This window comes from Nostoc sp. DSM 114160 (assembly GCF_053470305.1).
The window spans coordinates 2,113,243-2,136,166 of record NZ_JBPFGO010000001.1; the positions used below are offsets into that span (position 1 = coordinate 2,113,243).

Genomic DNA, 22,924 nt, shown 5'->3' on the forward strand with positions numbered 1-22,924 from the left:
GCTTATAGTGTACTCATGCAATGCATTGTTAATCGCCGCGCCCAGTTTTCTGCAAGTCATCGTTATTGGTTGCCAGAACTGAGTGAAGCCGAGAATATTGAGAAATTTGGTGTTGGTACTAGATTTCCGGGACACGGACATAACTATGTCTTATTCATCTCTCTAGCGGGAGAATTGGATGAATATGGTATGGTGCTGAACTTGTCTGATGTAAAACACGTAATTAAACGGGAAGTTACCAGTCAATTGGACTTCTCTTATCTCAATGATGTGTGGGCAGAATTTCAACAAACTCTGCCTACCACTGAGAATATTGCACGGATTATCTGGCAACGGCTAGCACCGCACTTACCTCTAGTCCGCGTGCAGTTATTTGAACATCCTGAACTTTGGGCAGATTATATGGGAAACGCAATGGAAGCCTACCTCACCATCAGTACTCACTTTAGCGCCGCCCATCGGCTAGCTCATCCTAAACTCAGTAATGAAGAAAACACTGAAATTTATGGGAAATGCGCTCGTCCGAACGGCCACGGACACAATTATCATCTAGAAGTTACCGTGAAAGGGGAAATTGACCCACGCACTGGCATGATTGTTGATTTAGGTGCCCTGAATAAAGTGGTAGAAGATTATGTGGTGGAGCCATTCGATCACACCTTTTTAAACAAAGATATTCCCTACTTTGCCGAAGTTGTGCCGACTGCTGAAAATATCGCGCTTTACATTAGTAATTTACTGCGATCGCCTATTCAAGAATTGGGAGCTAAACTTTACAAAGTAAAACTGATTGAAAGTCCGAATAACTCCTGTGAAATCTACTGCACTGAGTCTGAATCAAATTCAGTCAACGCATCCGTGAATCAACCAGTATTAGCACAAGTTTAGCTAATTGCAAATTAGGCATAGGACATAGGGAATTTAGATCGTCCCCATGCCCATGCCCAGCTAAAAAAGTTTACTTACTAAGCAGTTAAAACCAGGTAGCAAAGGACTTGTCAATTCATCTTGACTAAATAAAGTAGCTGCTAACTTTAATACAGCCTGTTCGCGTCGATAAACCTCAACTTTCTTCTGTATAGAATCGCAAATCCAATATTCTTGAACTCCTTGCACCGAGTACAGTTTTAGCTTTGTTTCTTTGTCGCGTTTCTCGTTTTTTTCGCCGGGTGATAAAACCTCTACAACTAACTCCGGTGCGCCCGTGAGATGTCCAGCTTCATCTAGTAAATTTTTTAAACGTTCATGACTTGCCCATACCACATCAGGGATCACATTGTCAGAATCTGAGAAAATAATTCCAGGTGCGATCGCAGCTTTACCCAGACCAGTTTCATCTGACCAAATCTTAAGAGCTGTAGCAATATTGACGCAGCTTGTCTGATGATCCCAATTAGGCGCTTTAGTCACAAATAGTTCTCCATCAATAATCTCATAGCGATTTCTGCGATCGCTAGCAAATAGCTCTAGGGTCAGCAGTCGTCCAACGCACTGGAGTTGTTTGCATGAGAAACCCCCTAGCCTTTTCCTAAATCATATTTTAAAAATACCGACGGCGGGCAGAATGTCGCAAATAGCGATAAATGCCCCACGCTAAAACTCCAAAAAAGAGATTTAGTAAAAAGCGACTAAATATAAACCACAAAATATAAATGTCAAAAAGCTTCGACGGACTCAAAGGACTAATTTTCCTGACTAAGAGAAACAGCCCAAAAATAGCATTTCCACCCAGTACGAGGGCAAACAGCACTAAACTCCTCTGCCAGTAACGACGCTGGCGTATACGGTCTGAAATTAGGGTAATTACAGGTTTACCTTGCACTTTTCGCAGTAATTGTTCTAGTCGCCAAAACATCCACAACAGAAACGGAAATAAACCATAACTCAGGAAACGTAGGGGTAGTGAGTAACGCCAAGCACTAGATAGGACATTAATTAGAGCATGGCAGATTACAGAATTTAGCCAAGCCCTAAAAATAAACTTCTTGTCTCGATTTAACCGAGTATTGGAGGAAATATAAATTCCTAAAGCATATCCCCAAGGAGCAGAAAACATAGCGTGGACTGGTGTGCCAATAGTCCGGTCAAGAATTGATGCGGTATCGTGGAAAAGGTAAATCCAGTTTTCTTCGGCAGTAAATCCAAGGGCAACGGCGATGGTGAAGAGGAAAACCGTCGAGTGAAGTAATCGATATTTGCGTTGCAGATAGTAGGTTGGGATAAAAACCGCAGCTAACTTGCAGCCTTCTTCAATTGTGCCTACTTCCACAAGCTGCCGCAAGGCTATACCAGGAAGCCAACGTTTGAGCTGTTGCCAGTCTACAAAATAGTTCGCTACAGTTTCAAAAACCCATTCCAGGCTAAGGGCTAGGATACCAGATATTGCCCCAATGATAAAGAACATCAGTAACTTTAACAAAGGTGGGGCAAATGGCACTCGACAGTAGTAGTAGCCAAGCAGCAGCAAGGGTGGTATTACTGCCCACAACAGTAGAGATAAATCAACCACTCACCTGAGCAATTACTGTACGGTGACGGTGGGTATTGTTGGTAATAGTGGGAGTTTGGAAACCCGCCTCAACAATAGCTTGCTCAATGTCTAAAGCAAAATATTCATCTAAATATGGTTCAGTACTTTTGAGCAAAGTCAAAATGTAGGCTGGCATTTTCTTGTAAACTTCAGATTTGGGATTCATATCCATGATTGCCAAGTAGCCACCCGGACGCAACACTCGCCGCATTTCAGCTAAAATTTGTCGGGTTGCTGATTGGGGTAATTCGTGGCACATCAGGAAAATAGAAACTAAATCAAAAGAGGCATCAGGTAGCCCGGTAGATTCAGCTTGGGCATGAAGCCAGTTAATTTTAGCTTGGCGTTGTTGGGCACGGTAATTAGCTACGGCTAAGAAGTAGGGAGATAAGTCCAAGCCTGTAATTTTGGCATAGGGATAAATTTCTTGTATGGTAAATGTACTCAAACCGACACCACAGGCCAAATCTAGGATGTCTTGGGGTTGATTGGGGATTTGCACTTTGAGGATATCGTGGTAACTTTGGCGCAGTTTAGCATCTCCTTCTGCTCCAGCATCTGGCCAAATTCCGGCATGGACAGTATGAGCAGCAACTTCTAGCTCCCAAGCCGCTTTCCAACTGAGGTCTCCACCTTCGTAGGCATGGAATGGCCGCAAATAGTATTCTGGGTAGGAAAGCTGAGGATTTTCTACTTGAGCTAGATCAGCCTTCCAATCACGCGCCTGTAGTGTTTCGACTTCTTGCGTCCAAGGCACACCAATTCTCTGGGCACGTTTAATCATCATTTGTCTAGCTTGATGCTTGGCTAGGTTAGCTAAAGGCTGGATTGCCAGTATGCCATTTACCAAACGGGAAGCTAAACCAGGATTATTGTTTACAGCAGCGGTCATAAATCAGTTTGCATTTAACAGCCTTTTCTACTTATGACATACTTGCTGGACGGCAGTCTATAGCAATCCTATTTGATTTACAAACTACTCGTGGAGACAAGGAATAGGGAATAGATGTGGAAAGCAACTCATTTAGGACTGCTATAGAAATGAAATGAATCGAATTGTATAACGGCAGTCTGCCTCCTTTGGCTTGCTCTAAGCAACAAATATTATAGAAGGTTGATATTTGGAGAACAGCAAAGTTCTGAGAAAATGTGAATTATGCTGGTTTCCAATTTATATTTCTTTATCAGAGAATTTTATTCAAGACTGGTAAAATTTTGATACTTAGCAATATCTATCTCAACAGGGATGGCAAAAAGCTGAGTGCCTTTTCTAAAGAAAATTACAGTAAGTTAAGCTTATTGAGAGTCAAGTATGGCCAGAGCAAGAAGAAGAGCAAGTGGCTTTTTAAAAGATTTTCAAGAGTTTGCCCTTAAAGGCAATGTAGTTGACTTGGCGATCGCTGTCATCATTGGTGGTGCTTTTGGTAAGATTGTCACTTCTCTTGTTGAAGATGCGATCATGCCATTGATTAATCCCTTGGTTAGTTTTGCTGGCAAAGACTGGAGAACAATCGCCATTGGCCCGGGAATCAAGATTGGTCACTTTCTTGGCGCAATAGTTGACTTTGTAATCATTGCCTTAGTTTTATTTGTGGCAATTCGAGCCTTACAAAAATTTAAGAGACAAGAAGAAGTAACCGATGAACCCTTGCCAGATCCTAACCTTGTAGTCCAAGAAAGATTGACTAGCGCGTTGGATAGACTCAACCAAACCTTGGAAACTCGGAATAATCAAGTTTTGTAAATGGAGAGTAAGGGGATGAAGGAGCAGGGGAGCAGAGGAGAAATCAATTCAAAATTCAAAACTTGTACTGAGCGTCTTGCCCTGAGCGAAGTCGAAGGGAGCCGAAGTATTCAAAATTCAAACATTTTAGAACTTCTGCCTTCTGCCAACTGAGCCTCCTGCCTCCTCTTTCCCAATGCCCAATACCCTACTTTGCAGTAGGCTTGAGAGCTAACAACATCTCTAATTCACTGGTCGATTTATCAGGGCTAATAGCGGTAAAACCAACACCACGAATGGAATTCAAAATGGTGAGGGTATCGGCGTTAGATGATACAAAACTATTGATCAGCGGCACAGTTTTCGTTTTATCCATATCTAGGTAGAAATAGCCACCGTTGGGCTTTTGCAAAGAACCAGTCACGGCTTTGAAAGCGTCGCTAGTGTCGAGAGATGGATTTTTGCGATCGCTAACTGCGTCAGCAATTGGGCCACCAAGAGCTACAAATACAGTATCTTGGTCTAGCCAACCATGTGCCAATAAAGCTCCTTGTCGGGGAATTTGCCATTCAGTTACGTCTTTACCACCGATGTTTCTGTTGGCGACGTTGATTTGTTGAGTTTTGGCAAGGGTATCCAATTTTGTTAAGGTGGCTTCGGCAGTTTTGCGATCGCTAGTATCAAATACTAAAGCACCTCCAAAACCAACACTCGCCAATACTCCTTGATTTGATGGAATCGCACCAAAGGCAAATTCTCCATTCATCCAGCCAAAAATATCCTTATCTAGGTCTAGATTGGCAATTTTCAGTTGTCCTCGTGCTTGTTCTAAAGCTTGCTTCATTTCTGGATAATCTTTTGATTGCTCTACTAGCGCTTCCCAACCACGGCTGATACCATTTCCGCTAATCAAAGCAAAGGTATCGGCAGGAAATTGCCCGACTATATTCCCAGGACTTGATTGATACTGAAATTTATTTAATTGCGGATCTAAATTAGCAATCGCTTTTAACCGCACTCCCGCATCATCAACACCAACACCCGCTACCACAGATTTTATCTGCTTCAATTGCGTCAGGGTTTGTGGCGGTAACTGCTTTGTCTGCGGATTTCCAGCAGTTAATTGCTGTATCATCTCGGCATAGTCTGGGACATAAATTTGGGCGAGGCTGTTTTTAACATCCACTCCTTTAAGAATGCTGCTAGCACCTTCTTTACTGGCAAAAGAAGACTGCCCCTTAAACGTATCAATTGCTTTTTCTACAGCTTGCTTTTCAGGGGCTAATACCAACTGACTATCATTTAAAACTACGCTATACGTCGGTTTGCCATTTTGTGTAGTTTCGACAATTTTTTGACCTTGATAGTCAGATTCCTGTAATTTCACTCCTTTTTGTGACTTCAATTTGTTAGCAAAATTCAAGGCGCTGAGTTTGTCCTTGATTCCCACCACTATCAGGATATTTGATTCCTGCTGTAAATTTGTTGGTACATTAGGTGCCCCAGAGGGTACCTTTAACTGTGCTGGTTTGACGGGATTTGGTGGCAATACAGCAATCATCACACCACCAGCCCAAGGCTTTATGTCTTGTTCATAAGAAACGTTACTGTCACGGAATATTTGCTGATTGAAATCTTCCAGACTTTTTGCCACTAACTTTTGTGCTTCTGGAGTGCCAAACTGCTGTAATTTTGCCCAGGCTCCAGAGTCAGTAGTAATATAAGTTGCCATCAGTGCTGTTGAAGGTACTACTTTTGCACTGCCTAGAGCGTCTGATGTACCTACTGGTGAGCCTTTAAAGTACGTGTAAGCCGCTATACTTCCTACGACAACGACGGCAGCACCAACAGCAGGAATGAGAAATTTTGATTTACTTTCAGGCATTTTGTTATCCTCTTTTGCTCAGATTGTCACCGAGATTTATACAAGTGTCACTGTAGAGTTTTCGGATTTATAATAATTTCCGCTAATCCATCGCTAGACTAACCCATGACAAAAGGATTCAGCAGCACGCTGATTGACAAGCTGCACATCTACCTTCTACTTGCAGACAATTATTGCTTTTGACATCCATTATTAATCGGATATTAATTATAAAGATTCTCAGTTAAACGTGACGTCTCAATCAGCAAACATCCAACTTCAAAGTGATTTTTCACTACAAATGGGTTTTTGCAAATTAAATACATAGCAATCCTATCTGATTTGTAAAAATTGCCAGGGTTAGATTCCCGACAACTCTTATGAAGTTGAGAATCTCAATTGTTTACGAATGATTTCAGATTGCGATAGCACTTGGATCTCATAGTCCATCTTCTATGCAGCAAACAAGCTAGCGATGTTTACGATGGGCTACGCCTACGCCGATTTGCTAAAGAGGTTAAGAAGATTTGGGAAGCGCAAAATCAATCTACAAGCGTTCCCTCTGAGCGACTTTTACAGGTACTCGCCAGTATGGGAGTTTTTACGGAGACAGAAATCGATTATTTTACTCTTACACAACTAGTACCCTGCATTTAGTTTCAACTCCAGTTGGTATTTACTGATAAAATTAGTAATCCTATAAATTAGCGGTCTAAAATTACTCTCAAAAATACTTCAATCAGATGAGGAGCGAATTTGCAAATGATATGCTGTTCATTTTAAACAAAGTAGCGTGTTCAGCAGCAAGCTATCCTAAGTTATAAAAATAATTAGGAGTATTTGTACTTAATGAAAATCTATAGAGGCACAAAAGACTCTTGACTCAATACCCAAAAAGTGCAGAACATCAGCAAAAGTAAATACAGCAGGGATATAGAAAAAATCCCAGGATCGGTAGCCGATCTTTGGAAGTTCGGGTGAGATTAATTTCAATCTCCCAATCCCAAGGTGAGAAGTCACCTTCATAATGCTCTGTTGAGGGAAATACATCAGATACCGCTATTTTACTTAACTACATCCAACCAAGCCAGACTTTTCAGGATTACAAGGTCAGTAAGCATCAATGTCGCAGTCTTATTTTGATACAGATAATAACGGACACAAACCTTTTGAGTTACCGGGAGCAAGACCACACTACAACCCCGATCGCCCCGGACAGGTAGAGCATATTTTTCTCGATCTCAGCTTGGATATTCCAAAGCTTTGCTATCAGGGCAGTTGTAGCATTCGCCTCTTGCCAATCCGTAATGGGATCGATCGTTTGACTTTGGATGCTGTCAATCTAAATATCGAGTCTGTGCAGGTGGACGAAGTGCCACAAAATTTTGACTATGACGGGGAACAGCTTTCTATTCAACTTTCTCAGGTAACCCAGATTGGTAAACGCTTGCTGATTGCGATCGCTTACTCAGTGGCAAAACCGCAACGCGGTATTTATTTTATTCAACCAGATAAGCACTACCCAAACAAGCCTACTCAAGTCTGGACTCAAGGTGAAGACGAAGACTCTCGCTTTTGGTTCCCCTGCTTTGACTATCCAGGACAACTGTCTACTTCGGAAATTCGCGTTCGCGTTCCCAACCCTCTCGTGGCGATTTCCAATGGCGAATTAATTGACACCATAGAAGATGGTGATTACAAAGTCTATCATTGGTTACAGCAACAAGTTCATCCTACCTACTTGATGACTTTAGCAGTAGGTGATTTTGCTGAAATTCGAGATGAGTGGAACGGTAAAGCTGTCACCTACTATGTAGAAAAGGGACGGGAGGAAGATGCTAAACGCAGCATGGAAAAAACTCCCCGAATGATCGAATTTTTGAGCCAAAAGTATGGTTATCCATATCCTTTTCCAAAATACGCCCAAGTTTGCGTTGATGATTTTATCTTTGGCGGCATGGAAAACACTTCCACAACACTGTTAACAGACAGATGTTTGCTGGATGAACGCGCCGCCTTAGATAACCGCAACACTGAAAGTTTAGTCGTCCACGAACTCGCACACCAGTGGTTTGGTGATTTGGTAGTGATTAAGCATTGGTCTCATGCTTGGATTAAAGAAGGGATGGCTTCTTACTCTGAGGTGATGTGGACAGAACAAGAATATAGTTTAGAAGAAGCAGCTTACTATCGTTTATTGGAAGCTCGTCGTTACCTAAGCGAAGATAGCAGTCGTTATCGCCGTCCAATGGTAACGCACGTTTACCGAGAAGCTATTGAACTTTACGATCGCCACATCTACGAAAAAGGATCTTGTGTCTATCACATGATTCGGGCCCAATTGGGAGATGAGTTGTTTTGGCAGGCAATTCAAACATTTGTCCAAGATAATGCCCACAAAACCGTAGAAACAGTAGACTTACTCAGGGCGATTGAAAAGGCAACCGGACGTAATCTTTTGTTTCTGTTTGACCAATACGTTTATCGTGGTGGTCATCCCGATTTTAAAGTAGCTTACTCTTGGGATGGAGATGCTCATTTAGCAAAAATTACAGTCACTCAAACCCAAGCTGATGAAGGTAAAAATGGTAGTAAGGATTTGTTTGATTTAAAAATACCTATTGGTTTTGGCTATACGCAACAAGAAGAAGTGATGAGTAAAGAGTTAGGAGTTAAAAATAATTCCAAACTCATAACTCCTAACTCACAACTCAAAATTTTTACTGTCCGGGTGAATGAACGCGAACAAAGCTTCTACTTTCCCCTAGAAAATAAGCCTCAATTTATTAGCTTTGATGTTGGAAATAATTACCTAAAAACAGTAGCTTTAGAATATCCAATCACAGAGTTAAAAGCACAGTTAGAATTCGATCCCGACCCGATTTCGCGTAGTTATGCAGCAGCAGCTTTGGCGAAAAAAGGTGGGTTAGAAGCGATCGTTGCACTGTCTGCATCGCTAAAAAATGACCCATTGTGGGGTGTGCGTGTGGAAGTGGCAAAACAACTAGCCCAAATCAATTTAGATCAAGCCTTTGATGGCTTAATTCCTGGGTTAAAAGATAAAAATGCTTATGTGCGACGGGCTGTAGTGGAAGCACTTACTCAATTCAAAACTGCTGAAAGCTATAAAGTTGTCAGAGGGCTGTTGCAAAAAGGCGATCCCAGCTACTACGTGGAAGCAGCAGCTTCTCGCGTAATCGGGGCGATCGGCTCATCAAACTTGGAAGAAAAACCCAAGGAAGACAAGGTATTAAAGCTGCTGAAATCCGTTTTAGAAGAAAAGGCAGGTTGGAATGAAGTCGTGCGAAGTGGTGCGATCGCCGGTTTAGCTGAATTCAAAACTTCGGAAGCAGCTTTAAATCTGCTGCTAGAATACACCAAACTCGGTGTGCCACAACCCTTACGTTTAGCTACAATTCGCGCTTTAGGAAAGATTTCTGTAGGTCAAAGTCCGGCTAATTTGGAACGGATTTTAGACAAATTAACAGAACTCGCTAAAGAAAGCTTCTTTTTAACACAAGTGTCGGTAGCAGCAGCATTAGGACAAATGGAAACACCTAAAGCCGTGGGGATTTTGCGATCGCTAGCCGAACAAACAGCTGACGGGCGTGTACGTCGCTCTGCTGAGGAAGAAATTTCCAAGGTGCAAAAGAACATTGGTTCAGAAAAAACCCTGCGTCAACTGCGTGAAGATTTCGACCAACTCAAACAACAAAATCAGGAATTGAGAAGCCGTTTAGAAAACTTGGAGGCCAAATCTAAATAGCATTACATAATAATTAAAAGTCGGTAATTGGTAATCGTGGCAAAACTATTACCAATTACCAAGGTTTTATTTGATGCTGTAATTTTATTTTCCACTTCAATCACAGGGATAAATAAACATACTACCAAGATCCCCGACTTATGTTAGAAGTCGGGGATCTTTATGTTGTAAACGGTTACTGAGTTTCAATTTGCATATATAGATACATATTTATATTTATATTTATATTTATATAAATTAAAGTTAAGAAAAGATAAAATCATCTAAAAGTTGGATAAGTAGTTGTAGTTATATAAAGTATAATTAAGAAAAAGATAAACAAATCTAGGCAGTAACAGACGCTAAAATCGCCTCGATCGCTACCCCAAAGGGTAGAGTTCTAGTTATTTTAGACAGAAGACTACCGCTATCCTGCAACTTACAACTAACTTGTAAGTCAGGAGAAAAACAATAATTGTAAATTTTTCAGTTGAAGAGGCAAAAAAAGGCGTGGGTCAGTATCAACCTGCTCAACTAAAACTCTATAATCCAGATGCGATCGCTCGCTACTATAGTTACCGTCCCTGGTTAGCTTGGGGGCGACTGCTGAGAATTATCTCCTCTTTTGCAGGATTTATATTCGGTCTGAAGTGGGACGAGTGGCAAGATAAAGTTGAGCAGAACAAGGGTAAACGAGCTATCCAGTTGCGACAACTGCTCACCCGCCTCGGTCCGACTTTTATTAAAGTTGGTCAAGCCCTCTCCACTAGACCTGACCTGATACGCAAAGATTTCTTAGAAGAACTGATCAAGTTACAAGACCAGTTACCACCTTTCGATAATGCGATCGCTTACCAGATTATCGAAACAGAACTAGGTCGTCCAATTCACGAAAGTTTTAGCGAACTGTCACCTAACCCAATAGCTGCTGCTAGCTTGGGTCAAGTATACCGAGGTCGTCTGGTTAGCGGCGAAGAAGTCGCCGTGAAGGTGCAACGCCCCAACTTACACCCGGTAATTACACGCGACTTATATCTAATGCGTTGGGCAGCAGGTTGGCTAGCTCCTTGGTTGCCTTTAAATCTCGGTCATGACCTAACTTTAATTGTGGATGAGTTTGGCACGAAATTATTTGAGGAAATTGACTATATTAATGAAGGCCGCAACGCCGAAAAATTTGCTAGCAACTTCCACAATGACCCACAAGTAAAAGTTCCAGGAATTTATTGGCGTTATACCAATACCCACGTTTTAACCTTGGAATGGATTAACGGCTTCAAGCTAACGGATACTCAACACATCCGCGAAGCAGGTTTAGACCCAGAAGCGATCATCCAAATTGGCGTGACATCAGGATTGCAACAGCTTTTAGAATATGGCTTCTTCCATGCTGACCCTCATCCTGGCAATTTATTTGCTGTACCCGATGGTCGTATGGCTTATATTGACTTCGGCATGATGGATCAGTTGGAAGAAAGCACCAAAGAAACGCTGGTCGATGCACTAGTGCATTTGGTGAATAAAGACTATACCGACTTAGCCGAAGACTTTGTAAAATTAGGGTTTCTGACTCCAGACACGAATATTTGCCCGATAGTGCCAGCATTAGAAGCGGTGCTAGGAAACGCTATTGGTAAAAATGTCAAGGATTTTAACTTCAAAACTATTACCGATGAATTTTCGGAACTGATGTATGAATATCCTTTCCGAGTTCCGGCAAAGTTTGCCTTGATTATTCGTTCTCTAGTTACTCAAGAAGGTATTGCCCTTAGCCTTAACCCCAATTTCAAAATTGTGGAAGTGGGTTATCCCTATATAGCGCGGCGGTTGCTGACAGGGGAATCGCCGGAATTAAGACGACGATTATTGAATGTGTTATTCAAAGATGGTAAATTTCAGTGGCAGCGGTTAGAGAATTTGATTGCGATCGCTCGTACCGATAACAACTTTGATGTATTGCCCACAGCGCAAATGGGGTTCCAATACTTAATGTCGGCAGAAGGCAAGTTTCTAAGGCGACAGTTGGTGCTTGCTCTCACCGAAGATGACCGCTTGCACACCGAAGATGTCCAACGCCTGTGGAATCTGGTTAAAGATGACTTAAAACCGGATCGTTTATTAAATGTAGCGATCGGGATTTTAACAGAATTATCCAGAGAAGGGGCAGCCGCTATTCTGCCAAAAGCGACATTACTTGGGTCTTTTGCTGAGAACCAGTCAACAAATAATAAAAAGTAAAAAATTTTTAATAGAAATTAGGAGTTTTCATGTATTATTTTCCTGAGCAACCGCCTTACTTTCTCTTACTTGTTGGCTTTTTGATAGCATTAACATCTGGTTTGGCATTATCTGGCACTTTGAAAGTAATTGTGCAGAACTGGTCAAGCGAACGAGCAGAAAATACTCAGCCACGTTCCTCATTGAAACAATTACTTGTACCATTTATTGGCATAACAGGCGGTACTTGTTTATTTATGTCCTCAGGCTTAGAGATATTTGGCTTTCCCTCATCCTTGGCTTTAGGAGTCGGTCTACCAATTAGTCTATTTACTTGTTTGCTAGTTTGGTTGCAGTTGGGAAGTATGATGACCTTCATACAACGTGAAGGTATGCAATCTTTAGATTTAGATTCTTTTTCTTAGAAGAGGGTTAAATAGTAGGAAGCCTCACAAATATCTAAATTACCGTAAATACTCACCGCCAACAATGATGCTCTATTAAAAATGAGATCGTTATTTAGTGGTGAATAATTATTTTTTGCTGAAATTTAATCATTCCAATATTTAATCGCGTTCAAATTACCTTTATTACTGATAAACGGGCAATAGATAAGCTAGAAATTAAACAACATTTTAGTCCACTTTTACTTAATTACTTAGTCATTTTATCCTTGAAATTACGATAGTTAAGCTTAATATTGTTGACTTTTCGATTGAAAAAACTTGTAGTAGTCTTTTGCAAACGCATTAGCGGACTCTGACGCCTAAAGCTTTTGGGTCTTTGTTCTGGTGAGTTTAAATATCTATAATGCAAAAATATATCTCGATATGGAATATCGACATCTTCACCAGCGCAAAGTTGAGTAAAGTGTGGTGAAGTTATACTCATATAGTGTAGATATGTCAGCCGCCGTCCTTGGTCGTAAAGGATGTTATCTACTACATCAAATTGAGAACGCCAATGGTTGCCAGTTGCCTGTTCGCAGTCATGAAAAGCAAAGTTATAATAGGAAATTCCACTTTTCAATACCATGTAGTTAAATAAAGATTGATCGGGACCTCCAAGAGCCATGACATCAGCTTCACTAATCTGTAATTTGTCGAGTAGGTTTGCTAACGTAGCTTTAGAAAAAATATCTTTTTTAGTTGCAAACCAACCGGCACAAAATATATGAGAATGCAATTTTTCTCGATCAAAAACTTGCTGTATAAGTTCTGGTGGACCATCAAAAATATATTTCAATTCAGATTTATATTGAAAATCATTGGTTACCCAATCATATTTATCTAATTTTTCATATATATAGTCTATAGGCCCCATAAGGAGCGTATCTGCATCAAAATAAATAAATTTATCAAAGGAACCATCTAAACCACAAAGCTTACGATGCATCGGTAGACGATAAAGTTCTGGAAGCCCCCATTTTCGCCAAGTTTTTTGTGCCCTTGAGTGATTTTGCCAGACCTGGGTTGCAAAGTTATCCCAGTAGGCTATAGAATCAGAATTATCAAATAAAGTAACATTATCTCTAGATGCAATCTCTGCCTTTACTTTGTCTAACTGCTCATTATATGGAATTATACAAATAGGAATTTTCCTACCAGCATTAGCTTCTATACTGTTGAGCAACGCCACTAATTGATCATAGACAACATCATTGGCTAGGATATAAATACCATCAATCATTGGATACTCCTAATATTAAGTACGCGCAGAAACAAAGGGAAATAAACGGCGAGTCAGTTTGGGAATAAAGGCAAATTTACCCTCATGCAGATAACGATAGTGTTCCCACAATTGCCAATAGGGACTACCAGTTTTCATCCGCGTACCAGCCCAGTGGAGATATTTGAGTCGTTGTCCTCGGTCATACAAGGCGTAATCTTGCTGTTGGAAATTTCGCGAACCGGCCCAACTACCAGGGTCCTCCCCCAGGAATTTTAACGAGATTTCCACGTTTAGAAATTAGTTTGAGAACAAGATAATTTAGAATTGGTTGGTCTGTAACTCCTTGAGAAAAATCGAAATATTCACGATGCGCTGCACACTCGCGCAAAGCTTCATCCATTTGTTGTTCGGTAATAGCTCCTTTTCTCGAAGCCCAAAAACCGCTGTTGAAAACATCTTGAAGTTGGGCATCGGAAAAAATTTGCTGTTCTTTCACAAATGGGGAAAAAATATTTCGCAGCTTTTCATTAGCATGATGGTAATCACAGCAGAAGAAATCGACTTCTGAAAGTTTGTCTAAATTGTCGGCAATTTTTTCAAAAACGACAATATCCGTATCAATATAAATAAATTCATCTAAAGGCCCAAACCACGCCACCAATTTACGCATTTTGTTGGGTAAGGCAAGGAAATCTCGGTCAAAAATTTCGCCGATGCGTTTGGTAAAGCTATCAATAAGTTCTAAATCTGGGAAAATTTGGACGTTGTGTAAGGTAGCAAGCTGTTCTGCTACCTTGTGATAATTTTCATTAAAAGGTATGAGATAAATGGTAACTTCTGGGTCATAGTAACGAATGCTATTGAGTAGAGCAATAGCATTATCGATAACGCGGTCATTGGCAACTATATAAATACCCCTACTCATAAATTATCCTTGTTTAATTAACTTAAATTTTTGCAAAGCTCTGGTAAGTAAATTTGGTGCTTGAGTGTCATTATAATTTTTAGGAGGACTGGTAAATACTGGACGCTTTTCTGGTTCGTGTAAGTAACGATAATAGAGAAATAACTCTCGATAGGGAAACTCAATATTTTCTCCCGCACAGACTGCTTGATTGATATTAGGAGGAATCCCAATGTAATGGAGATAAGTTAGTTGATTACCGCGATCGTAAAGAATATGTTCTCGTTCCTCGAAGTGTTTGGAGCTAGCAGAGCATCCTGTTTTTTCATTATCTGGTAATTGGCGAGCAAAGTTATAAATAGAAAAATTAGACCTCATTACCATGTAGTTGATTAATGGTTGTTCGCCAGCACCACCATACAAAATTTCTGACTCGCCATTTTGTAAATGTGATATTAGCCAATCTCTTTTTTCTGAGTCAAATAGCCCTTGTTTTGCGCCATAAAAGCCTGAGCAAAATATTTCGGAATCAATGCGTTTTTGCTCAAAAACTTTTAGTAATTTGGGAGAATTAACATTATATATTTTACTAACATCTGTAAATTGAAAATCGTAGACTACAAAATCATAACTATCTAGCTTTTCAAACACTGCTGCAAGTGACTTCATTACCAAGGTGTCTGCATCTAAATAGATAAACTTCTCAAATGGGCCATCAAAAGCGCAGAAACGACGATGAGCGCCATAAAGACGGGATTTACTCCGATTCAATCGTTCTGGGGCTGCTGCGAGCATAAATTGATCCCAGCGCTCGATCGATTCTTGGTCATCGTAAAGAAATACATTTGGGCGTTTCGCTATTTCATCAGCAATTCGTTGTGTCCGGTCGTCAAAAGGATAGATACAAACAGGAGTTTCTGGGCCTAAGATAACATCAATACTGTTGAGCAAAGCCACCAGTTGATCGAAAACATAATCATTGCCAAGGGTACAAATACCATTCATAATTTATGAGTGTTGATCGACAAAGTTTGATAACCAGTTAAGCAGGTTTAATTTGTGTAAAATGATTTGACGTGCTTCTGCGATCGCATCTTTGGCAGCATACCAAGCATCAGGTGTAGCTGTCACTTCTTGGATGTAGGCAATGCCTTTTTCATCTAAACTGGGCAACCGCAAAAAACTACCCGGCGGCAATAACTTATCAGCAGCCGGGCCACCATAGTAAATTGGTAAACACCAAGCAAGTAAACTATCCCAAAGTTTCTCACTCACATACCAATTATTATCAGCATAATTTTCAATTGCCAGATTGTAATAGTATGGTGCCATGCCATACCATTTGTTACCTAGTTCTCCCGAACTATTCGCCCATTCTGGTAAGTTACGCCCATACAAATCAAATTTCATGCCACTAGATTGCAAAGATTGTAAAAAATCTAAACGCTGGCGATGATTGGCTGTGCGGCTAATTCCCGAAGTAATCCAACTACATGGGGCAACTTTTGGGGGCGGTGGCATTTCATTTAAATCTTGAAATGAATTTGAGTGATACCAAATAGCAGGCATATAGTCAGGAATGGGAGCAAAATCATCGGGCCCAGAAACGTAGCCACAATACTTCTGGGCTTCTTGATAATTATAATTAGTTATTTTTAGAACCTCATCTAAAGGCGGTTCTCTGAGCAAATAAATAATTCGCTCTTTGTTAACGCCACGCAGTAGAGATTCAATATTTACTACTGGTTTTTGCTGCTGTTTACGAAAACTATCTAACCAAGATTTTTGTGGCGGTGCTTGGGGAAAATCAAATTGATATAGCAACATAAAGTCTGGCTTTTCTGCCATTTTCAACATTTGGATATTCTTCCAAACACCAAAGTAGTGCGGAGTTTGTTGCCATAACCAATCTTTATTTTTAGCAAGGCCTGAATAGCTGCTAATCATGCCAACAGTTTTTATAGTCATAAATCGTATTTATTCGGTTATTTTTCAGTTAATTTTTGTACCGTTACCTTAAAATTGATGGACGTTGATCTTCTTCTACGTAGCTTAATATTTTGGTAATTCTATTCTCCCAAGAAAATTGCTGGGCAAAATCTATACTAGCTGCATAACCCTCTAATTTTCTGGGATAAGTTTCTAAAGTATGTTGAATAGATTGGGCAAGTTTATGCGGGTTATCTGGTGTACACCAACTGGCAATTAAAGGTGATGTTTTGAATTCCATTAAAGGTGGAATCTCAGTTGCAACGATAGGAGTGCCAGCAGCCATGTACTGAAAAAACTTAACTGGATTCGTGAAATCTGCTGATTTTCCAGCACAGTGAGGATGAACCAAAATATCAGCTGCTTGAAACAAGCTGACTAATCGTTCTCGTGGAAGTATCCAGCCTAAGAATTTAACATTTTCGACATTTTTATCTCTAGCTATTTGTTGATATGCTTGTACTTGTGCTTCTGTTCCTCCTGTGATGATAAACTGAATTTCTGGCAACTCTTTAGCAGAATCAATTAAGAGATCGACTCCTTTGAAAGGATACAAAGCACCTGAATAGACAACTAAATGCTTCCGTCCATTTCTAAGCAATTCTTGCCGCCACCTTTCGGCTGATTCGGGCTGTCTGATTGAAAATGATTGATTGAATCCGTTATGTAGCCAAACTACTTTTTCGGGTGGCATTCCATTTTCTATTAGACTTTGCCGGATGGGTTCTGACTGAGTTATGGCTATTTTAAAATAGGGACTATGGACAATTTCTTGCTCAAATTTTCGATCTTGAAAGTAGTGACGTTCATAGATTGTAGGAACTTGATTTTTGACTGCGGCTTTAACAAAATTCCAATCTCGCGTATGGACAACTTTTGTATAAGGTAGAATATGAACTGGTAAATAATATTTAGTTACTACTGTACTAGAGTTAGTAAATTTACCACCTATTTTATCGATAGGCCAAGGCATTGGCAATGCTGCAATTTTTAGCTTTTCTTGCACATCGTAAAATTCGATAAATTCTCTGTCGGGACTTTTGGGTTGATAAGGATAAATTAACGATAGTAGATTAACAGAAGATTTTTTATCTGGATAAATTAAAACTGAAGAGTAGCCTAAGTTAGCTGCGGCGTTGGCACAAAGAACATCATGAATTTCATGTGCTGTGTCCGGCTTTAAGGATAGCTCTCCTGTGTAAAAAATATATTGATTTTTCTTGGAAGAATTTATCATATTTTTGGGTATTATAGGTTTTTTAAGATTGGGGTATAAGTAGTTTTGTTCCTGACATTAACTAAAATTAAATTTGATTTTCAAAAACTTTTAATACATCTAATAGGTAAATAGCAGATTGATAAGATTCTGTAATTAATAGATTTTGTTTTTGGGGTTCGGATTCTAATTTATCGGCTAGCAAGCGCAGAGAGCTAATGATAGGATAGAGACACTTGCGAAACTCATCCGAGATATGACTAAAATTTTGATACTGGTTATGTTCATCTTGATTTTGGTCTATATCTGACGATGACTGCCAGTTAATTTTCAGGTTAACTACATCGCTGAAGAGATCGATGGCGTTGAGAACTCTTAAGGCTGAGTTGTATGAATGGTCAATTAATTCCTGGCGTTCTTGAGAATTGTCTACTAGATCGTCAACTAATAGTCCGAGGAAACCAATCATTGAGTTAAGCCTTGTACGCAGTTCGTGAGAAATGCGATTAAAGCTGGGATTAGTTTTGGTGGAAATTTCAGCCCGATCGGCAAATTGCATTGAATATAAGCGTGAGTAGTAACCCCCTTTTTGTAAAAGTGCTTCATGGGTTCCCACTTCTACCACCTGTCCTCGATCTAATACGGCAATTTGATCGGCTTTTTGGACTGTGGAAAGGCGGTGAGCAATTACCAGGGTTGTCCGATCGCGACTTAAGTCGTCGAGTGCAGCTTGTACTAAACGTTCGGAAACGGTATCTAAAGCGCTGGTGGCTTCATCTAAAATCAAAATTTCTGGATTTTGGAGGAGAGCGCGAGCGATCGCTAATCTTTGCCTTTGTCCACCAGACAACATCACACCGCGATCGCCAATTTGACTGTCGAATCCTTGAGGTAATTTATTAATAAATTCATAAGCATTTGCTCGTTTGGCTGCTGAGATAATTTCATCTTCTGTAGCTTCCGGTCTTCCATAAGCAATGTTATTTCGCACCGAGTCATTAAAGAGAAATGTATCTTGACTGACAATTCCCATGTGTGTTCTGAGAGATTTGATATCAAAATCACGCAGGGTCTGTGCCATCGATAGAGATACTGCCAGATGTCGGATCGTAAAATCTGGGTAAGAGGTCAGCCAAGGTTGACTTACCTGCACCAGAACCACCTACCAAAGCGAGAGTTGTCGCACGGGGTAAAAATAAATTTACATCTTTGAGTACTAACTTTTCATGACTAGGGTAGGCAAAGGAAAGTGAATTAAAACCTATTCCTTTTTTTAATTCTGTGTAGATTACATTACCGTTTTTCATAAACGGCTTGCGATCGCGACTTAAAAACTCACTCACTATTTCTACGCTACTAGCACTATTGGCAAAGCTACTACGAAGACTATTTAACTGAGAGACTAAAGGTAGCAGTCGCAGTAATACTAATAAATATGTCAGTAGTACCGTTGAAATGAAAGAAACCTGGTTGGCAAAAAAAGTTTTACTTAAGAATACAATTAGAAGTAAAGCTACTACTCCCATTACCTCACTTATCGGCCCGATCGCTTGTGAGTTTACCTGAGATTGAAAATCTGCTTTTTCGCGATCGCGGATTAATTTGGTAATCTTTTGATATTCTCTGTCTTCATTAGCGGTTGACTTTACCAAACGAATTCCATTCAATGTTTCTAAAACACTGATGGAATAAGATGTAGACATTTCTGATAGTTGTTGACCAAATTTTTTCGCTCTACTAATTGTGTATTGATTGATTAATGTTATAAAACCCAACAAAACTGTGGCTGCAATTGTTAGCTGCCAAGAAATTGCTAATAATAAACCAACAAAAACTAAAATCGTAATTATTAAAATAATTAAATTGATAATACTCCCGATAGCGCTAGAAGTACGGGCAGTTTCCGAACCAAGGCGATTAATAATATCGCCTACTTTCGTTTTTGAATAATAGTCTATATCAATATCTAGCAATAACTCTAAGCTAGCTTCACGAATATCGGCATTTAATCTCCGAGTGAAAACACTCGATGTTAAAATACTAAAATAACTAGATAAGTTTTTTAATAAAATTATAAATATAATTGTTCCAGCCATTCCCAAATTCCGATAATTTTCGGGAAGATTATCAAATGGAAACATCACAGCTTTCAGAATCGGAGGAAAACCAGTTAAATCTACTGGTTGTCCGACAATTCTCAAAATTACTGGCACAATCAAAGTTACACCGACACCATTAAATAAAGCACCAGAAAATCCCAACAGCATTGTTAGGATAATTAAACCTGGATAGGGTTTGGCGAATCTTAGTATTAGTTTTCTGGTAGACATTGGGTATTTTTATGCCAATTTAACTTAATTATTAATATTATTCACAACTGAGCAATTACTGACTTGAGCGTAGAAGCCATAGCCTCTATGCTATAGTGTTCCACACATCTTTTTCTTGCCTCGATCCCTTTCTGGTTTGCTGACTCTAAATCCTGAAAAATCAATTGAATTTGTTCAGCAATTTGCTCAGGGACAACCAGGCTCGACTAAATAACCAGTATCACCTAAAAGTTGGGGAATATCTCCAACACGCGTTGATAATACAGGTTTAGCCATTGCCATCCCATCTGTCAACTTCAAGGGAAATTGAGCGCGAGTTTCTGGAGTATCTCGCTGGGGAACAACTACAATGTGAGCAGCTGCTACCAAGTCAGGCATAACGTCGGCTGGATACTTGGGTAATTTGATAATCCAACGTCCCCACTTTTGTTGAAGTTGTTTATCATAATCATCATAAGGACTACCACCTACAATTACTAGTCTCAAGTCTGGTTGATTAAGTTTATCGAGCGCGATGAGAACATCTTCTAAACCTTTATAAGGTCTTGGCGCACCCGGAAACATTAAAATCCGATATTCAGATAAACCATAACGATCCCTACTGGATTCAGGATCGTATTGAGTGGGATCGAATAAGGAAATATCTTTACCATTCGGAACAAATGTACCACCAAAACGCTGCTGCAAAAATTTAGTATGCACTGTCACAGCGTCAGCGTGACTTACCAAACCTTCCATCCATTTCACATATAAAGTATGATGAGGATTTTTGAGTGCGCCTTGTGGTTTCAATAAGTCCCTAGCTAATTCTTTGGGTGTAGGATGATAATGCCAGTTATCACCGCCATGCCAACTGAGTTCCCAATCATCTATGTCTAAAATTAATGGCTTTCTAGTGAATATTTTCCTTAATAGTCCAACTCCAAAACTTGCTATTTGGGGTTTGATAGCATAAATTATATCGCCATTGATTTTTGGTAAAAATTTTTGGATTTCTCCAAAAAACTCTGGAAAGTCTTTGCCTGGTAAGTTATAAACGTTGAATTCTGATGGTAATTTTAAATAGAAGTTATTTCCAAATAAAAACCCCATAATTTCAACTTCGTATCCTAACTGATTGAGAGCTTTTCCTATCAAGTATGCACGCAGAATCGCTGCACTTGATAAATCTGAAACCAACAAGGATATTTTAGAAAATTTTCTCACTATTTTTATACTTTTTTTATTTAATTTTTCCAGTATTTGTCAGATGTTGCTAAATCTGCAAATATTAATTTAATTTGTTTTGTAGGAATCGGAGCAACTAAAGAAATTAGTTGTCAATCCATCAAGATACAAAATTTTTCTGAGGAATTTTTAATATTTCATGGTAAAGTTCTAACATCTCTAAGGCAACAGTATCCATTGTACGTACTGGCTGAATACCTTGACGTAATTTAGCTAGTAAATCGCCGTCTTTGGCTAAAGTTGCGATCGCTTCTGCCCATGCTTGGACATCTTTGGCTGGAACTAACCAACCATCGATGCCGTGACGGACTAACTCAGCAATCCCTCCTAAATTTGAGCCTAGTACGGGAACGCCCATAGCTTGGGCTTCTAAAGCAACTATGGGGCCAGTTTCTAACCATTGCGACGGTATTGCTAGTATATCGAAACCTGCTAATGCCTCTGGTACTGCTTCGCGTGAAAGTGGTTCCGCAATCCGAATTCGGCGATCGCATCTCGCGATCGCCATAACTTTTTCACGATTGGCAGCACCGTATTTTCCCGGATGAGTAGCATGAAGAATTAACTCTACAGGTACATCATTCGGTAGACTATGTACTGCTTCTACTAAAACTTGTACCCCTTTAGTTTCTTGCCAGCGACCCAAAAAGCCGATTTTTAATGTGGAGTTTTGTGGTTTGTTTGGTGTTACTTCACGTTTAAAAGTGCTAGCAACACCTTGCCGAGAGACAGTAAGTTTTTCGGGAGGAACGTTGTTTGCAACAAAAGCATTGTATTGCCAATTACTCGTTACAACAATGCGATCGGCTAGTTTTGCTAGTTGCATCAAATTGCGTCTATGTTGAGACACAAGAGTAGGAATACCAAGAGTTTTACCAAGCAGGCGTAGCTTGAAATTTTTAGAGGTAAGTAATTTTGTTTCTGCCGCTATGCCAACATCCAAGGGAACTTGACTAAAAGCCTTAAGCATCCAAGGTGGTGCTTGCTTTGCTACTCCCAAACATTGACTACAATTAACAGAGTCAATCACCCCATTGCAAGGTTCTTCACCCCAGCGCATCATCGTACCACGCAGACATATAGGCTCAGGTATGTGGACAGTAACTACAGTAGCCATCCCTAACTGGCGGGCGAGAGCAAGATGATGTAAACCACAGTCAAATCGCCATGAATGTTGATGGTAGACATCGGCTCGATTGTTTTCTAACCAATTAGCAAAATTTTTAAAGCCGCCGTGGGGTAGCTGCTTGTGTACCTCTATCTTGCTGGGGTTGGGAAAAACAGGATAACGATAAACTAAGATGCCATTGTATTCGTAGGTATCTTCTTCTGTACCTTGTTTAGGAGCAGCAACAATACTTTCTAGTCCATGTACTTGTAAGCCATGCAGTAGTGAATCTAAGTATACTTCAGCACCGGCTGATGTATCAGGAAAATACCAGCTAGTTGTATGGATTAGCTTCATTTATGAACCTGCAAAGAAAAAATTGGAAAGCTCATCTTTTTTT

16 protein-coding genes and 3 pseudogenes are annotated in these 22,924 nt (G+C 40.0%); 6 read left to right on the plus strand and 13 right to left on the minus strand.

The window, feature by feature from the left end:
- Positions 1-15: 15 nt before the first annotated feature.
- Positions 16-888, plus strand: a complete 873-nt coding sequence (locus NSTCB13_RS09575) for a 6-carboxytetrahydropterin synthase (protein ID WP_448269480.1) — start codon at positions 16-18, stop codon at positions 886-888.
- Positions 889-948: 60 nt separating this feature from the next.
- On the opposite strand, the pseudogene NSTCB13_RS09580 reads toward NSTCB13_RS09575, so the two are convergent.
- The 3 genes and pseudogenes from NSTCB13_RS09580 to NSTCB13_RS09590 all read right to left on the minus strand — a co-directional run bounded on the left by NSTCB13_RS09580 (position 949) and on the right by NSTCB13_RS09590 (position 3,422).
- A pseudogene (locus NSTCB13_RS09580) lies at positions 949-1,507 on the minus strand (Uma2 family endonuclease).
- Between the two features lie 33 nt (positions 1,508-1,540).
- Positions 1,541-2,509: a PrsW family intramembrane metalloprotease gene (locus NSTCB13_RS09585; RefSeq protein WP_448272121.1), complete on the minus strand. Its 969-nt coding sequence runs from the start codon at positions 2,507-2,509 to the stop codon at positions 1,541-1,543.
- Positions 2,502-3,422 carry a class I SAM-dependent methyltransferase gene (locus NSTCB13_RS09590; RefSeq protein ID WP_448269486.1) on the minus strand — a complete coding sequence of 307 codons (921 nt, stop codon included), beginning with the start codon at positions 3,420-3,422 and terminating at the stop codon, positions 2,502-2,504. Before NSTCB13_RS09590 ends, NSTCB13_RS09585 begins: the two co-directional genes overlap by 8 nt.
- Before the next feature lie 420 nt (positions 3,423-3,842).
- On the opposite strand from NSTCB13_RS09590, the gene mscL reads away from it, so the two are divergent.
- Positions 3,843-4,274, plus strand: coding sequence for a large conductance mechanosensitive channel protein MscL (gene mscL / locus NSTCB13_RS09595; protein ID WP_448272123.1), 432 nt, complete (start codon positions 3,843-3,845; stop codon positions 4,272-4,274).
- Between the two features lie 187 nt (positions 4,275-4,461).
- Here the strand turns inward: mscL and NSTCB13_RS09600 are convergent, their stop codons facing one another.
- Positions 4,462-6,138 carry a DUF3352 domain-containing protein gene (locus NSTCB13_RS09600; RefSeq protein ID WP_448272124.1) on the minus strand — a complete coding sequence of 559 codons (1,677 nt, stop codon included), beginning with the start codon at positions 6,136-6,138 and terminating at the stop codon, positions 4,462-4,464.
- 411 nt (positions 6,139-6,549) lie between these two features.
- Between NSTCB13_RS09600 and NSTCB13_RS09605 the strand changes: the two genes are divergently transcribed.
- From NSTCB13_RS09605 to NSTCB13_RS09620, 4 genes are all read left to right on the plus strand, one after another.
- A complete protein-coding gene (locus NSTCB13_RS09605; protein ID WP_448269492.1) occupies positions 6,550-6,774 on the plus strand; it encodes a hypothetical protein in 225 nt (74 codons plus the stop codon).
- A gap of 466 nt (positions 6,775-7,240) precedes the next feature.
- Positions 7,241-9,883 carry a M1 family aminopeptidase gene (locus NSTCB13_RS09610; protein WP_448272125.1) on the plus strand — a complete coding sequence of 881 codons (2,643 nt, stop codon included), beginning with the start codon at positions 7,241-7,243 and terminating at the stop codon, positions 9,881-9,883.
- A 489-nt stretch (positions 9,884-10,372) separates the two neighbouring features.
- Positions 10,373-12,100 (plus strand): ABC1 kinase family protein, encoded by a 1,728-nt coding sequence (locus tag NSTCB13_RS09615; RefSeq protein WP_448272126.1) that lies wholly within the window; start codon positions 10,373-10,375, stop codon positions 12,098-12,100.
- A gap of 29 nt (positions 12,101-12,129) precedes the next feature.
- Positions 12,130-12,504 (plus strand): hypothetical protein, encoded by a 375-nt coding sequence (locus NSTCB13_RS09620; RefSeq protein ID WP_335180112.1) that lies wholly within the window; start codon positions 12,130-12,132, stop codon positions 12,502-12,504.
- A gap of 229 nt (positions 12,505-12,733) precedes the next feature.
- Here the strand turns inward: NSTCB13_RS09620 and NSTCB13_RS09625 are convergent, their stop codons facing one another.
- The 9 genes and pseudogenes from NSTCB13_RS09625 to NSTCB13_RS09665 form a co-directional block, all read right to left on the minus strand.
- Entirely contained in the window at positions 12,734-13,768 is a 1,035-nt protein-coding gene (locus NSTCB13_RS09625) for an Npun_R2821/Npun_R2822 family protein (protein ID WP_448272127.1), read from the minus strand.
- 15 nt (positions 13,769-13,783) lie between these two features.
- Positions 13,784-14,038, minus strand: coding sequence for a hypothetical protein (locus NSTCB13_RS09630; protein ID WP_448272128.1), 255 nt, complete (start codon positions 14,036-14,038; stop codon positions 13,784-13,786).
- Positions 13,998-14,675, minus strand: coding sequence for an Npun_R2821/Npun_R2822 family protein (locus NSTCB13_RS09635; RefSeq protein ID WP_448272129.1), 678 nt, complete (start codon positions 14,673-14,675; stop codon positions 13,998-14,000). The genes NSTCB13_RS09630 and NSTCB13_RS09635 overlap by 41 nt, the downstream gene beginning before the upstream one ends.
- A gap of 3 nt (positions 14,676-14,678) precedes the next feature.
- Positions 14,679-15,659: an Npun_R2821/Npun_R2822 family protein gene (locus NSTCB13_RS09640; RefSeq protein WP_448272130.1), complete on the minus strand. Its 981-nt coding sequence runs from the start codon at positions 15,657-15,659 to the stop codon at positions 14,679-14,681.
- A gap of 3 nt (positions 15,660-15,662) precedes the next feature.
- Positions 15,663-16,622 (minus strand): glycosyltransferase family 10 domain-containing protein, encoded by a 960-nt coding sequence (locus NSTCB13_RS09645; RefSeq protein ID WP_448272131.1) that lies wholly within the window; start codon positions 16,620-16,622, stop codon positions 15,663-15,665.
- A gap of 43 nt (positions 16,623-16,665) precedes the next feature.
- On the minus strand, positions 16,666-17,880 hold the full coding sequence (locus NSTCB13_RS09650; protein ID WP_448272132.1) for a glycosyltransferase family 4 protein: 1,215 nt from the start codon (positions 17,878-17,880) through the stop codon (positions 16,666-16,668).
- A gap of 67 nt (positions 17,881-17,947) precedes the next feature.
- A pseudogene (locus NSTCB13_RS09655) lies at positions 17,948-20,189 on the minus strand (ATP-binding cassette domain-containing protein).
- A gap of 41 nt (positions 20,190-20,230) precedes the next feature.
- Positions 20,231-21,395, minus strand: a pseudogene (locus NSTCB13_RS09660) (glycosyltransferase family 4 protein).
- A 121-nt stretch (positions 21,396-21,516) separates the two neighbouring features.
- Positions 21,517-22,881 carry a glycosyltransferase gene (locus tag NSTCB13_RS09665; RefSeq protein WP_448272133.1) on the minus strand — a complete coding sequence of 455 codons (1,365 nt, stop codon included), beginning with the start codon at positions 22,879-22,881 and terminating at the stop codon, positions 21,517-21,519.
- Positions 22,882-22,924 lie beyond the last annotated feature (43 nt).

Bases quoted from the DNA above. Each gene is read 5' to 3' on its own strand.
- NSTCB13_RS09635 (WP_448272129.1), bottom strand. From the start codon at position 14,675: ATGAGTAGGGGTATTTATATAGTTGCCAATGACCGCGTTATCGATAAT.
- NSTCB13_RS09600 (WP_448272124.1), bottom strand. From the start codon at position 6,138: ATGCCTGAAAGTAAATCAAAATTTCTCATTCCTGCTGTTGGTGCTGCC.
- NSTCB13_RS09620 (WP_335180112.1), top strand. From the start codon at position 12,130: ATGTATTATTTTCCTGAGCAACCGCCTTACTTTCTCTTACTTGTTGGC.
- NSTCB13_RS09640 (WP_448272130.1), bottom strand. From the start codon at position 15,659: ATGAATGGTATTTGTACCCTTGGCAATGATTATGTTTTCGATCAACTG.
- NSTCB13_RS09590 (WP_448269486.1), bottom strand. From the start codon at position 3,422: ATGACCGCTGCTGTAAACAATAATCCTGGTTTAGCTTCCCGTTTGGTA.
- NSTCB13_RS09645 (WP_448272131.1), bottom strand. From the start codon at position 16,622: ATGACTATAAAAACTGTTGGCATGATTAGCAGCTATTCAGGCCTTGCT.
- NSTCB13_RS09625 (WP_448272127.1), bottom strand. From the start codon at position 13,768: ATGATTGATGGTATTTATATCCTAGCCAATGATGTTGTCTATGATCAA.
- NSTCB13_RS09610 (WP_448272125.1), top strand. From the start codon at position 7,241: ATGTCGCAGTCTTATTTTGATACAGATAATAACGGACACAAACCTTTT.
- NSTCB13_RS09575 (WP_448269480.1), top strand. From the start codon at position 16: ATGCAATGCATTGTTAATCGCCGCGCCCAGTTTTCTGCAAGTCATCGT.
- NSTCB13_RS09665 (WP_448272133.1), bottom strand. From the start codon at position 22,881: ATGAAGCTAATCCATACAACTAGCTGGTATTTTCCTGATACATCAGCC.
- mscL (WP_448272123.1), top strand. From the start codon at position 3,843: ATGGCCAGAGCAAGAAGAAGAGCAAGTGGCTTTTTAAAAGATTTTCAA.
- NSTCB13_RS09650 (WP_448272132.1), bottom strand. From the start codon at position 17,880: ATGATAAATTCTTCCAAGAAAAATCAATATATTTTTTACACAGGAGAG.